This window comes from Nonomuraea africana (assembly GCF_014873535.1).
Lineage (GTDB): Bacteria > Actinomycetota > Actinomycetes > Streptosporangiales > Streptosporangiaceae > Nonomuraea > Nonomuraea africana.
In genome coordinates this window covers 8,792,341-8,804,920 of sequence record NZ_JADBEF010000001.1, presented here as the reverse complement: position 1 = coordinate 8,804,920, position 12,580 = coordinate 8,792,341, and the positions used below count along the sequence as shown (strand labels likewise).

At 68.0% G+C, this 12,580-nt stretch carries 11 protein-coding genes and 1 pseudogene; 3 read left to right on the top strand and 9 right to left on the bottom strand.

The features are described from left to right. Positions 1–30: 30 nt before the first annotated feature. Both H4W81_RS42170 and H4W81_RS42165 read right to left on the bottom strand, forming a co-directional pair. Positions 31–495 (bottom strand): hypothetical protein, encoded by a 465-nt coding sequence (locus H4W81_RS42170; RefSeq protein ID WP_225959051.1) that lies wholly within the window; start codon positions 493–495, stop codon positions 31–33. Positions 496–940: 445 nt separating this feature from the next. Then, complete coding sequence (locus H4W81_RS42165; protein ID WP_192779908.1) at positions 941–2,374, bottom strand: LVIVD repeat-containing protein; 1,434 nt, start codon at positions 2,372–2,374, stop codon at positions 941–943. A 158-nt stretch (positions 2,375–2,532) separates the two neighbouring features. Here H4W81_RS42165 and H4W81_RS49045 point away from each other — a divergent pair, with 158 nt between their 5' ends. Continuing rightward, positions 2,533–3,171 carry a DUF305 domain-containing protein gene (locus H4W81_RS49045; protein ID WP_192779907.1) on the top strand — a complete coding sequence of 213 codons (639 nt, stop codon included), beginning with the start codon at positions 2,533–2,535 and terminating at the stop codon, positions 3,169–3,171. Positions 3,172–3,298: 127 nt separating this feature from the next. On the opposite strand, the gene H4W81_RS42155 is transcribed toward H4W81_RS49045, so the two are convergent. From H4W81_RS42155 to ahcY, 3 genes and pseudogenes are all read right to left on the bottom strand, one after another. Further along, positions 3,299–4,660 carry an LVIVD repeat-containing protein gene (locus H4W81_RS42155; RefSeq protein ID WP_192779906.1) on the bottom strand — a complete coding sequence of 454 codons (1,362 nt, stop codon included), beginning with the start codon at positions 4,658–4,660 and terminating at the stop codon, positions 3,299–3,301. 101 nt (positions 4,661–4,761) lie between these two features. Further along, positions 4,762–5,994 (bottom strand): annotated as a pseudogene (locus H4W81_RS42150) (adenosylhomocysteinase); the annotation flags it as partial. A 620-nt stretch (positions 5,995–6,614) separates the two neighbouring features. Then, positions 6,615–8,042: an adenosylhomocysteinase gene (gene ahcY, locus H4W81_RS42145; protein ID WP_192779904.1), complete on the bottom strand. Its 1,428-nt coding sequence runs from the start codon at positions 8,040–8,042 to the stop codon at positions 6,615–6,617. A gap of 100 nt (positions 8,043–8,142) precedes the next feature. Between ahcY and H4W81_RS42140 the strand changes: the two genes are divergently transcribed. Further along, the gene (locus tag H4W81_RS42140; protein WP_192779903.1) at positions 8,143–8,502 is read left to right on the top strand and encodes a MerR family transcriptional regulator; all 360 of its coding nucleotides are present in this window, start codon (positions 8,143–8,145) and stop codon (positions 8,500–8,502) included. Next, positions 8,499–8,972, top strand: coding sequence for a GerMN domain-containing protein (locus H4W81_RS42135; protein ID WP_192779902.1), 474 nt, complete (start codon positions 8,499–8,501; stop codon positions 8,970–8,972). The genes H4W81_RS42140 and H4W81_RS42135 overlap by 4 nt, the downstream gene beginning before the upstream one ends. 15 nt (positions 8,973–8,987) lie before the next feature. On the opposite strand, the gene H4W81_RS42130 is transcribed toward H4W81_RS42135, so the two are convergent. The 4 genes from H4W81_RS42130 to H4W81_RS42115 are packed head-to-tail and all read right to left on the bottom strand — an operon-like array spanning position 8,988 to position 12,554. Further along, positions 8,988–9,908 carry a cation diffusion facilitator family transporter gene (locus H4W81_RS42130; RefSeq protein ID WP_192779901.1) on the bottom strand — a complete coding sequence of 307 codons (921 nt, stop codon included), beginning with the start codon at positions 9,906–9,908 and terminating at the stop codon, positions 8,988–8,990. Between the two features lie 43 nt (positions 9,909–9,951). Then, complete coding sequence (locus H4W81_RS42125; protein ID WP_318782420.1) at positions 9,952–11,040, bottom strand: SIS domain-containing protein; 1,089 nt, start codon at positions 11,038–11,040, stop codon at positions 9,952–9,954. After that, a complete protein-coding gene (locus H4W81_RS42120; protein WP_192779900.1) occupies positions 11,037–11,204 on the bottom strand; it encodes a Trm112 family protein in 168 nt (55 codons plus the stop codon). Before H4W81_RS42120 ends, H4W81_RS42125 begins: the two co-directional genes overlap by 4 nt. A gap of 3 nt (positions 11,205–11,207) precedes the next feature. Further along, positions 11,208–12,554 (bottom strand): phosphomannomutase/phosphoglucomutase, encoded by a 1,347-nt coding sequence (locus tag H4W81_RS42115; protein WP_192779899.1) that lies wholly within the window; start codon positions 12,552–12,554, stop codon positions 11,208–11,210. Positions 12,555–12,580: the final 26 nt, after the last annotated feature.

Here is a 12,580-nt window from a genome sequence, read left to right as displayed (position 1 = left end):
GCCGCCCGATACCCACTCGATACGCCTGCCCTACTTGACCTTCTTGTACGTAAGGTCGAAATCATGCTCCCATGACGTTCCGTCACGGGACAGCTCCCAGGCGCAGGCGATGGTCGCGCCGTCCTCGCTGAGGGTACCGGTGAACCGCTGGTGGAAGCCGGGCGCCGCACGCCAGATCCGCCACACGCCGTCGTCGAAGGTCATCCGGTAGACGCGGTGGACGCCTCGGCTGTCGGCGTAGAGCATGGTGAACTCCTCCGACGCGTCGTCCAGCCCGATGATCGCGGTGACCGGGAACGGCCAGTTGGCCCGCCATTCCGGCGGGGTGTCCTCGGCGAGGTCGGCGTCCGTGCGCTGGACCAGGAAGCCGCCGTCCGCCGTCCACTCCATCACGGCTCTGCCACCGGCGGTGGGCTGGGGGTCGAGGGCCACCCAGATCTCCCATTCGCCGACGAGGGCATCCAGTCGCTGGAGGGTGGGGTGAGGTTCGCGCATCGTTCGCTCTCCCTTCGTTCCCCCCATTGACACCTCTCGCCACCCCGCTGTCGACCCCTCGACTCCCCTATGGGCCCCACCGCGGGCGGGAGGCGACCCGAAGGGGAAGGGCACCCGGCGACGGGTCTCCGCTGTCCGCAGGTCTCCGTTGCGCCAGGCCGCCTTGGCGGGTGACCCCGCGTAAGAGGTCGCCTTGGCGGGATACCCCTGGTGACAGGTCTCTGTGGAGGGAGGCCATTCGGAAGAAGATCTCAACCGGTGTCCTGAGAGCCGGAAGTCCCGGAGCGCTTCTCGGAAGGCTCTCCTGAGAGCACCTCGCGGGAGAAGCTTCGTGGGAGCGCTTCAGGGGGCGGTTCCCAAGCAGAGCGCCCGGGCGGGAGCGCCCGGGCCCGTCTCAAGCGAAAGCGGGCATCTCCGTGATGGAGATGCCCGCTCTCAGGTGCCGCTAGCGGCCGTGTTCGGGGTACGAAGGTTGCGTCTGGGCGTTCAGGATGTCGAACTTGACACTGTTGGCCTGGTTGGTGCGGGGATCGTTGATGCGCAGCACATCCAGGCCGAGGTTGAAGTCGGACCCGTAGATGTAGCCGTTGTAGTAGTAGGCCGACCAGAACCCGCCACTCAGCGCCGGAGCGGTGTTGTCAGGACCCCGCTCGAAGTAAGCGATCTCCTCGGGACGCGACGAGTCGGTGAAGTCCACGACGGAGATGCCGCCCTGGTACCACGCCTGCACCATGATGTCGCGGCCCTTGACCGGGATCAGCGAGCCGTTGTGTGCGACGCAGTTCTCGGTGTCCGCCTGGTGACGGGCGATCTTGAAGTAGCTGCGGAACTGGAGCTGCCCGCCGACGAGGTCGTAGTAGGCGTTGGCGCCGCGGTTCGGGCCGATGGCCGCGTTGCAGGTGGCGCGGGAGCCGCCGCCGAGCTCGTCGGTGAAGATGACCTTGGTCCCGGCGTTGTTGAACGTCGCCGAGTGCCAGAAGGCGAAGTTCACCTCGTCGCGGACCGTGGTGGTGACCACGGGACGCTCGCGGTCGGAGATGTCCATCAGGATGCCCTCGCCCATGCAGGCTCCGGCGGCGATGTCCTTCTCCGGGTAGGCGGTGATGTCGTGGCAGCCGGAGGTGGCGGACTTGCCGTTCGGGTACGGCAGCGGCACACCGGCGAAGCCGCCGTCGTCGGCCACGCCGTCGCCGTTGGTGTCACGGGTGGGCGGGAACAGCACCGGCGTGCTCAGGACGGTGGCCCCGGCGGGGTTGTCCAGCGGCACCTTGACGATCGAGATCAGGTCGTGCGGCGACCGGCAGTCGGGGAAGTCCAGCGAGGGGCCGTAGGAGGAGATGTAGAGGTAGACGTGCTTGGCGGCGTCGGCGCCCTTGCCCGGCACGATGGTGTGGGTGTGGGAGCCGCAGTTGGTCTCGACGGACTTGACGTAGACCGGGTTGGTCTTGTCCTTGACGTCGAAGATGCGGATGCCCTCCCACGATTCCTTGATCCGCGCGCTCTGGGGCGCACTGGAGCAGGAGTCGTTGTTCCTGGAGGAGTCGACGGAGCCGAAGAGCAGGTCACCGTAGACGGAGACGTCCATCTGACCGCCGGGGCAGACCACGCTGCTGACGAGCGAGGTGCGCTTCGGGTGCTTGATGTCGTAGATGGAGAAGCCGTAGTAGTTGCCGACGTAGGCGTAGTCGCCCTGGAAGGCCATGTCGGTGTGGATGTCGGCGAGCGCGGCGGGCTTGGGCACGTTGGTGACGTGCTCAATGTTCGGGCTCATGACGATCTCGCCGGGTGCGGGGATGTCACTGGCCTGGGCCGGCACTGTGGTCATCGCTAACGCGACGGCTGTTCCTAGCAGGACGAGGGCTCTGCGGGGGGTGAACACTCAGGTGCCTCCGATAAGGGGGACATAAATGTAAAAATGGTGACGCTCCCTTTGACTCTCAGCTAGCACGCAATATGTCAAATGTTATTGCTGGCTGCCGTCTATCGAATGATCAAGGTTCTGGTTTACAGTTCGCTCTCTCGACTCACGGAGGTCAGGTGCGCGCCGCGCTCGTTGTCATCACCTGTACGGTGGTCGCCCTCGCGGGCTGTAGCGGAGACAGCAAGCCCGCCGCCGCGCCCAAGGACGGCTCGACGGCGCCGGTGATCGCGCCGGGCAGGCCGGGCGAGGCCGCCAGGACGCTGTCACCCGGCGAGGCCGCCACGGCGGTGCCCTCCCCCACGGCGAACGCGGTGGACGTGACGTTCATGCAGGACATGATCATCCACCACCGCCAGGCGCTCGACATGGCGATCCTCGCGCCGACCAGGGCCAAGTCGGAGAAGCTGAAGGGGCTGGCGGCTCGCATCAAGGACGCGCAGGGCCCCGAGATCCAGTACATGACCACCTGGCTCCAGGAGCAGGGCCAGAAGGTGCCCGAACACCACGCGGCGCACGACGGGATGCCGGGCATGGCGACGCCCGAGCAGTTGGCCGCGCTCAAGGCGGCGACGGGTGTGGAGTTCGACCGGCTCTTCCTCAGCCTGATGATCGCTCATCACCAGGGGGCGATCACGATGGCGACCAAGGTGATCGGCGACGGCTCCCACCAGCGGATCTCCGAACTCGCCGCCGACATCGGCGTCGAGCAGACGGCAGAGATCCGCCGCATGCAGGAAATGCAGGCCGCCCTGTAGCCGGCCCCGCAGTCCGGCACCGACCCTCACGTTGACAGCCGGGCCGATGCTCGTGGCCGGGCGGACGCCGGCCGGGGTTGAAGGGATGGTGGGGGCGACTGCCTGGGTGGGAGCCGCCCCCACGGGGTCAGTGACCGCGTTCGCGGTACCTGGACTGGGTCTGGACGTTCAGCTGGTCGAACTTCACGCCTCTCGCCTGGTTGACGCGCGGGTCGTCGACCCTGAACACGTCGAACCCGCGGAAGATCTCGCTGCCGAAGATGTAGCCGTTGTAGTAGTACGCCGACCAGAAGCCACCGAGCCGGAGTTGGGTGTCCGAGATCGGGCCGCGGTCGAAGAAGGCGATCTCCTGCGGGTGGGCCGAGTCGGTGAAGTCCCAGACCGACAGTCCGCCCTGGTACCAGGCCTGGACCATGATGTCCTTGCCCTTGACCGGGATCAGCGAGCCGTTGTGCGCGACGCAGTTCTCGGTGCTCGTCTGGATCCTGGAGATCTTGTAGTAGCTCTTGAAGACGAGCTTGTCGTCGACGATGTCGAGGATCGCGTCGGCACCCCTGGTCGGGCCCTCGGCCGCGGTGCAGCGGGCCTGGGTGCCACCGCCGAGCTCGTCGGTGAAGACCACCTTGGTTCCGGCGTTGTTGAAGGTCGCCGAGTGCCAGAACGCGAAGTTCGTGTCCCTGACCGTGTCGATGACCTTGGGATTCTCCCGGTCGGAGATGTCCATGAGCACACCGTCGCCCATGCAGGCGCCCGCGGCGAGGTCCTTCTCGGCGTAGACGGTGATGTCGTGGCAGCCGCTGGTGTCCGCGAGCAGGTTCGGCTGCTGGGTCCTGTCGTTGCCGCCGCCAGGGAAGATCACCGGCATGTTGACCACGGCGGCCGCGGTCGGGTTGCGAACGGGAACCTTGACGACCGAGATGCGGTCGTGCGGCGGCTGGCAGTCGGGGAAGTTCGCAGAGGGGAAGTAGGAGGAGACGTAGACGTAGAAGGCGTCACGCGACTTGCCGGGCACCAGCGTGTGGGTGTGCGAGCCGCAGTTCGTCTCGACCGACTTGACGTACTTCGGGTTGGCCTTGTCGCTGACGTCGAAGATCCGCAGGCCCTCCCACGAGCTCTTCTCCCTCGGCGACTGAGCCGTGCCGGCGCAGGAGTCGTCCTTCATCGAGTCGTCGACGGAGGTGACGAGGATGTCGCCGTAGATGGTGACGTCCATCTGACCGCCGGGGCAGCTGACCGTGCTGACCAGCTTGGGGCGCTTCGGGTGCTTGATGTCGTAGATCGAGAAGCCGGTGTAGCTGCCCACGTAGGCGTAGTCGCCCTGGAAGGCGATGTCGGTATTGATCTGCACACCGGTGGGCAGATCGAGGTGGGCTTCGTGCCGGATGTTGTCACTCTTGGTGACCTCATCGGCGGCCGAGGCGGGGACAGGGGCCATGGCGATCGCCACCACGATCCCTGCGAGGAGGGAGGATAAGCCACGCAATCTCATGGAGCCTCCAGAGACGGAAATGCCCTGGATTATCCATGTCGTTCAGCGATCAACCAAGTGATTGTCCGGGAACTGTCACACGAAAACCAGCGGCCCCGATGTCAGGAGCCTGTGCGCCAGGAATGGAGGTAGTCCTCCTGGTCCGCTGTCAGCTGGTCGATCTCGATGCCCGTCGCCGCCAGCTTCAGCCTGGCCACCTCGACGTCGATGTTCTCGGGAACGTCATACACCCCGGGCGCCAGGTTCAGGCGCTCGGTGGCCAGCCAGGCGACGGCGAGGGCCTGGGCGGAGAAGGACATGTCCATGACGGCGGCGGGGTGCCCCTCGGCCGCCGTCAGGTTGACCAGGCGGCCCTCGGCCAGCAGGAGCAGGCGGCGGCCGTCGGCGAGCACGTACTCGTCGGTGTTGGGCCGCACGGCCTGGTTCAGTGAGACGGCCAGCTCGTCCAGGGCCCGGACGTCGATCTCGACGTCGAAGTGCCCGGCGTTGGCCAGGATCGCGCCGTCCTTCATGAGCGTCAGGTGCTCGGCCCTGATGACGTCGCGGTTGCCGGTGACCGTGATGAACAGGTCGCCGACCTGCGCGGCCGACTCCATCTGCCGCACCTCATAGCCCTGCAGGGAGGCGTCGAGCGCCTTGACGGGGTCGATCTCGGTGACGATCACACGGGCGCCCAGCCCCTTGGCCCGTTCGGCGACGCCGCGCCCGCAGTAGCCGAACCCCGCGACGACCACGGTGCGCCCCGCGAGCATGATGTTGGTGGCGCGCATGATGCCGTCGAGCGTGGACTGTCCTGTGCCGTATCTGTTGTCGAACATCCGCTTCGTTCGCGTGTCGTTGACCGCGACGACGGGGAAGCGCAGCGCGCCCTCCGCGGCCATCTGACGCAGCCGGATGATGCCGGTGGTCGTCTCCTCGCAGCCGCCGCTCACGCCGTCGAGCAGGTCGGTGCGCTCGGTGTGCAGGATGTTGACCAGGTCACAGCCGTCGTCGAGCACGAGGTCGGGGGCGAGGTCGAGCGCCTGGTGGATGTGGCGGTAGTAGGTCGCCCGGTCGACGCCCGCACGCGCGTGGACCGCGATGCCGTAGGTCCTGAGCGCCTCGGCGACGTCGTCCTGGGTGGAGAGCGGGTTGGACGCGGCCAGCGCGATCTCCGCGCCCCCGGCCTTGAGCGCACCCATCAGAACGGCGGTCTCAGCGGTGACGTGCAGGCACGCGGCGATCCTGAGCCCCTCCAGCGGGCGCTCCCTGGCGAACCGCTCCCCGATCGCCGTCACCACCGGCATCCCCCGCCCCGCCCAGGCGATCCTCCGCTCTCCCACCGTAACTCCTTCATGATTTTTTACGGCACAGCCAGGTCAAGCCCACCGTGGTCACCGCTGACCGTCAGTCCATCACGCCACTCCAGCAGGACTCCGGCCACCCACCGTCACGTCGCCCCCACAACCGACCCCCCAGACCCCGACCCGAACCGACCAACCGAACCCGATCTCCCACTCGCCAAGCCCCCGAGATCCGGCCCCAAGGTCTCACGGGGCCCAAGGTCTCCCGGGAAAGGGCCACAAGAACCGAAGCGACACGGGCCGCGGTCCTGGACACGCCGTCCTGGGACACGCAGTCCTGGGACACGCAGTCCTGGGACACGCGGTCCTGGGACACGCGGCCCAGAAGGCCAGCGTCTCGAGGATCGAGTCTCTCAGTCTCGAAGACCTATCGGGTCTACGGGTGTCGTGACGGCGGGAACCGAAGTCCTGCTGGGTGGAGCGCCTGCTGCGGACGGGACCACGTGACCGCGGAGGCGCCACACCCGGCTTGCCGTACGAGATGAAAGACCGGCAGAGACGGAGAGATGAGAGACCGGCGGATACGGAGAAGATGGGCGGATACGGAGTAGGTGGATGGATACGGAGAGACGGCAGGCGCCAGATAGAGGCACCCGCCGTCCGGTCCCGGATCAGTACCGGTAGTGCTCCGGCTTGTACGGGCCCTCGACGTTGACGCCGATGTACTCCGCCTGCGCCTTGGTCAGCGTGGTGAGCTTGACGCCCAGCGCGTCGAGGTGGAGGCGGGCGACCTTCTCGTCCAGGTGCTTGGGCAGCGTGTAGACGCCGATCGGGTACTCCTCGGTCTTGGTGAAGAGCTCGATCTGCGCGATCACCTGGTTGGTGAAGGAGTTCGACATGACGAACGACGGGTGGCCGGTGGCGCAGCCCAGGTTCATCAGGCGGCCCTCGGCCAGCACCAGGATGGAGTGGCCGTCGGGGAAGACCCACTCGTCGACCTGCGGCTTGATGTTGTTCCTGACGATGCCGGGCGTCTTCGTCAGGCCGGCCATGTCGATCTCGTTGTCGAAGTGGCCGATGTTGGACACGATCGCCTGGTGCTTCATCTTGGCCATGTGGTCGGCCGTGATGATGTCGAAGTTGCCGGTCGTGGTCACGAAGATGTCGGCGATGCCGACGACCTCCTCCAGGGTGGTGACCTGGAAGCCGTCCATGGCCGCCTGCAGCGCGCAGATCGGGTCGATCTCGGTGACGATGACGCGGGCGCCCTGGCCGCGCAGCGCGTCGGCGCAGCCCTTGCCGACGTCGCCGTAACCGCAGACCACGGCCACCTTGCCGCCGATGAGCACGTCGGTGGCGCGGTTGAGGCCGTCGATGACCGAGTGGCGGCAGCCGTACTTGTTGTCGAACTTCGACTTGGTCACCGAGTCGTTGACGTTGATCGCGGGGAACAGCAGCGTGCCGCTCTTGAACATCTCGTAGAGACGGTGGACCCCGGTGGTGGTCTCCTCTGTCACGCCCTTGATCTGCTCGGCGATCTTCGTCCACTTCTTCTGCTCACCGACCGTGCGGGTGAGCAGGTCGATGATGACGTGCCACTCCTCGGGGTCGTTCTCGGTGGCGGAGGGGACGGCGCCGGCCTTCTCGTACTCGGCGCCCTTGTGGACCAGGAGCGTGGCGTCGCCGCCGTCGTCGAGGATCATGTTGGGGCCCTCGCCGCCCGGCCAGGTGAGCGCCTGCTCGGTGCACCACCAGTACTCCTCCAGCGTCTCGCCCTTCCAGGCGAAGACGGGGACGCCCTGGGGGTTGTCCACGGTGCCGTTGGGGCCGACGGCGACGGCGGCGGCCGCGTGGTCCTGGGTGGAGAAGATGTTGCAGCTGACCCAGCGGACCTCGGCGCCGAGCGCGACGAGCGTCTCGATGAGGACGGCGGTCTGGATCGTCATGTGCAGCGAGCCCATGATCTTCGCGCCGCGGAGGGGCTGGGAGGCCGCGTACTCCTTGCGAACCGCCATGAGGCCGGGCATCTCGTGCTCGGCGAGCCGGATCTCCTTGCGGCCGAAGTCGGCAAGTGAAAGGTCGGCGACCTTGAAGTCCATCTGTTTACCCCTCGCGAAACGAAGTTGTCGCCGTCGAGTCTAGGTGGGCCTGTTTCGTGTCGCATCCCGAGGGGGCTGAATCTTCCATAAGAATGTAAGGATGCGCATCACAGAGGCCGCCAGGCGGTTGGGGATGTCCCCTCGCATGCTCCGCTACCGGGAGGCGCTCGGGCTCCTGCCGCCGGTCAGGGAGCGCGGGGCGCACCGCAGGTTCAGCGAGGACGACCTGGCGGCGGTGGCCCAGGCCGTCGAGGTCGAGCGGCGGTTCGACGTCTCCCCTGCCGAGCTGGCCTTCGCGCTGCGCGCGCTGAGTGAGCCGGGGGTGGCGCAGGCCGTACGGGATCTGGGGTTGCGGATCGGCCGGCTGCAGGCGCCCAGGCGCGCCCTCGACTTCGAGAAGGAGAAGGCGCTGCGATTGCTGCAAACCCGAGGCCCCCGCAGGCCGTCAAACGGAGTATGAAAGAGCTCATCCTCGCCACCGCCCTCGCTCTGACGCCCGCCACCGCCACCGGCCCCATCGTGAAGGTCTACTTCTCCGCGGACCTCGGCATCCCCGGCAAGGTCGTCGCCGTCAGCAGGAAGGCCCCCGACAGCGGGGTCGCCACGTTCGCCATCAAGCAGCTCATCAAGGGCCCGACCAAGGCCGAGCGCAAGCGCGGGCTGCACTCGGAGCTCGGCCGTCAGATCAAGGGCAGGTCGGACTGCGGCGCCGACTTCCAGCTGAAGATCAAGCACGGCACCGCGACGCTGCGCTTCTGCCGCACCGTGATGGGGCTCGGCGTCGGCGGCGACGCCCGCATCCTGCACACGATCGACAGGACGCTACGTCAGTTCGCCACCGTGAAGAAGGTCGTCACGCTGGACAAGGGTGGCCGGTGCCTGTTCGACCAGACCGACGCGGGCACGTCCTGCATCACCGGCCACGAGTAGGGCTACTTGGCGGGGTTACTTGATGGTGGCCCGGTCGAGGTCGGGCTCCAGGTAGATGACCCGCGCGATCGGGACCGCGGTGCGGATGCGCTGCTCGGCCTCGTCGATGCCGCGGGCCACGTCGGCCGCCGTGTCGTCGTGGTCGACGGCGATCTTCGCGGCCACCAGCAGCTCCTCGGGGCCGAGGTGCAGCGTGCGCATGTGGATGACGCGCGACACCTCGGGCGACCCTTCGAGCGCAGTCCTGATCTGCGTCTCGACGTCGGGCGAGGCGCCCTCGCCCAGCAGCAGCGACTTGGTCTCGATGGCCAGGATGATCGCGATGACCGCGAGCAGGACACCGATCATCAGGGTGCCGATGCCGTCCCAGAGGCCGTCGCCGGTGACCACGGCCATGGTGACGCCGAACAGCGCGAAGATCAGGCCGAGCAGCGCGCCCAGGTCCTCCAGCAGCACCACGGGGAGCTCCGGCGACTTGGCGTGGCGGACGAAGGCCACCCAGCTCTGCTTGCCGCGGACGTGGTTCGACTCCTTGATCGCGGTCCTGAAGGAGAAGATCTCGGCGATGATCGCGAAGATCAGCACGCTGAACGCCCACTGGGGCGATTCGACGTCACCCCTTACCTCGATCTTGTGGATGCCCTCGTAGATCGAGAACACCGCGCCGACCGTGAACAGCACGACCGCGACGACGAAGGCGTAGAAGTAACGCTCGCGACCGTAGCCGAACGGGTGCTCCTTCGTGCGCGCCCGCTGGGCACGCTTGCCGCCGAGCAGCAGCAGCGCCTGGTTGCCCGAGTCGGCGACCGAGTGGATCGACTCGGCCAGCATCGAGGACGAGGCGGTGAACAGGAAGGCGACGAACTTCGCGACGGCGATCGCGAGATTCGCCGTCAATGCCGCAATGATCGCTTTGGTTCCGCCACTCGCGCTCAACGTATATCTCCACTCATGCCACTGAAATCCCGGAAATGGGATCTTATTGGGAAATTCTGGCCTGTAGCTCTGTGATCGCCGCCACTGGGGTCGGATCGACGCCATACCCCAGCGCGAGATAGACACTCGCGTAGTCGCCGAGCTCGATCAGCGTGGCCAGCCGTTCGAGCGGATGCGCGCCTTCGGCGACCAGCTCGGTGACCGGCACGCCGCGATCGTGGGCGATGCCGAGCAGCTCGAGAGGCCGTTCGTCGGACTCGCGGAGTAGGACCAGCCGGACCGTGCGCGCCGCGGTGTCGGCGAAGATGTCGCGCTCGGCCAGCGGTCCCTCGACCACGGCCAGCTGGTTGTGTCCCGCCTCGGGAAGCGCGCCCCACATGGCCGGGTACTTGGCGTTCTCGTGCAGCTGCAGGGCCAGCCGGTGCGCCGCGATCGCGGTCAGCGACGTGGCGCCCCAGAGCACCGGCACGCTCTCGGCCAGCTCCATGGCCAGCGCCTTGCCCGGGTTGACGAACGACTCGCTCGTCGGACGGCACCGGTGCGCCATCTCCTCCAGCCCCTTGGCGACGTCCTCGAACAGGTCGGGACCCGCCTTGATCAGCCCGAGCGCGTCCGCCGCCGCGACGAGCGGCACCGCCAGGCCCCACAGGTTGGCCCGCGACGGCCCGGTCGGCTCCACGGGGACGAACAGCGCGGAGGCCTGCGTGGCGATGGCGTGCAGCGGTGAGTCCGGTGCCGTGACGGCGAGCAGCGAGGAGCCCCGCCGTGCGGCCTCCGTCGCCACCGACAGCGTCTCGGCCGTGCGCCCCGACGACGACACTGCCATGACCAGGTCGGTGGCGCCCACCCAGCCGGGCAGGCGGCCCGAGCGCACGGTGACGACGGGGAGCGGCGCGCCGTACCCGCACAGCACCGCCAGGATGTCTCCCGCGAGCGCGGCCGCGCCCATGCCCGCGACCACGATCGCGCGCGGCCTGCCCTCCTGGGCCAGCCGCGCGACGCCCGACTCGCCGGCGTTGCGATGAGCGGTGCGCACCTGGGCGGCGGCCGAGGCGACCGCGGGCAGCATCGCGCCGGGGTCACCCGCGGACAGCTGGGCCTGGTCGTCGAGTCGCTCGGGCTCCCAGGTCACGGCTTCCTTGCCTCGTCCACGAGCAGGACCGGGATGTCGTCCCTGACCGGGTAGACGAGGCCGCAGCCGGTGCAGGCCAGTTCCTCGGCGTCGACCTCCGCGCGAAGCGGGGACTTGCACGCCGGGCACGCCAGGATCTCCAGCAGCCAGTTGTCGATCTTCACTGTTCAGCTCCTCACGGCAGCGAGGACTTCGTCCCTGATCGCTGCCATCTGGCTCTCGTCGGCCGCCTCGGCGTTCAGCCTGAGCAGCGGCTCGGTGTTGGACGGACGGAGATTGAACCACCAGCCTGACCCCGTCACGGTCAGGCCGTCGAGCTCGTCGACCTCGCCGCGACCCGCAAACTGCTCGCGCACTCTCAGCAGGGCCTCCCGCTGGTCCGCGACGGTGCTGTTGATCTCGCCGCTCTCGGTGTAGCGCGCGTACGGCGCCAGCACCCGCGACAGCGGCCGATCCTGCTCGCCGAGGGCGGCCAGCACGTGCAGCGCGGCCAGCATGCCCGAGTCGGCGAACCAGAAGTCGCGGAAGTAGTAGTGGGCGGAGTGCTCCCCGCCGAAGACCGCGCCCGTGCGGGCCATCTCGGCCTTGATGAAGGAGTGGCCGACCCTGGTGCGCAGCGGCACGCCGCCGTGCTCGGCGATGATCTCCGGGACGGCGCGCGAGGTGATCAGGTTGTGGATGACGGTCGAGCCCGGGTGCTTGGCCAGCTCGCGCGCGGCCACCAGAGCGGTGATCGTGGACGGCGAGACCGACTCGCCGCGCTCGTCGATCACCCAGCACCTGTCGGCGTCGCCGTCGAAGGCGAGCCCCAGGTCGGCGCCGCCCTCGAGTACGGCCCGCTGCAGGTCGCGCAGGTTCTCCGGCTCGATCGGGTTGGCCTCGTGGTTCGGGAAGGTGCCGTCGAGCTCGAAGTAGAGCGGCGTCACCTCGATCGGCAGGCCCGCGAAGACGGCGGGGACGGTGTGACCGCCCATCGCGTTGCCCGCGTCGACGACCACCCGCAGCGGCCTGACGCCCGACAGGTCGACCAGCGTGCGCAGGTGCTCGGCGTAGCCGCTGAGCAGGTCTTTCTCGATCCTGCTGCCTGCCTTCTTGGCGGGGATGCCGTTCTTCAGGTAGGCGGCGGCCTGGTCGCGGACGGCGGTGAGCCCGGTGTCGGCGCCGACCGGCACGGCGCCCGCGTGGCACATCTTCATGCCGTTGTAGCGGGCGGGGTTGTGGCTGGCGGTGAACATCACGCCCGGCAGGTCGAGGCTGCCGCTGGCGTAGTAGAGCAGGTCGGTGGAGCCGAGCCCGGCGTCGATCACGTCGACGCCCCTGCTGGTCGCACCGCGGATGAACGCGTCGGCCAGCGCGCGCGAGGAGACGCGCATGTCGTGGGCGAGGACGGCCTGCGTCGCGCCCGTCACGTCCGCGAACGCCGCCCCCACGGCCTCGGCGGTCTCCTCGTCTAGCTCCTCAGGCACCACGCCGCGCACGTCGTACGCCTTGAAGATCTTGGAGAGATCGCCCACTCGCCCGTCCCTTTGGTCGCCTGTCT

What these genes read in the sequence shown, in the direction of transcription:
- H4W81_RS42170 (WP_225959051.1), bottom strand. Translation starts at nt 495, where the DNA reads ATGCGCGAACCTCACCCCACCCTCCAGCGACTGGATGCCCTCGTCGGC.
- H4W81_RS42155 (WP_192779906.1), bottom strand. Translation starts at nt 4,660, where the DNA reads ATGAGATTGCGTGGCTTATCCTCCCTCCTCGCAGGGATCGTGGTGGCG.
- ahcY (WP_192779904.1), bottom strand. Translation starts at nt 8,042, where the DNA reads ATGGACTTCAAGGTCGCCGACCTTTCACTTGCCGACTTCGGCCGCAAG.
- H4W81_RS42140 (WP_192779903.1), top strand. Translation starts at nt 8,143, where the DNA reads ATGCGCATCACAGAGGCCGCCAGGCGGTTGGGGATGTCCCCTCGCATG.
- H4W81_RS42135 (WP_192779902.1), top strand. Translation starts at nt 8,499, where the DNA reads ATGAAAGAGCTCATCCTCGCCACCGCCCTCGCTCTGACGCCCGCCACC.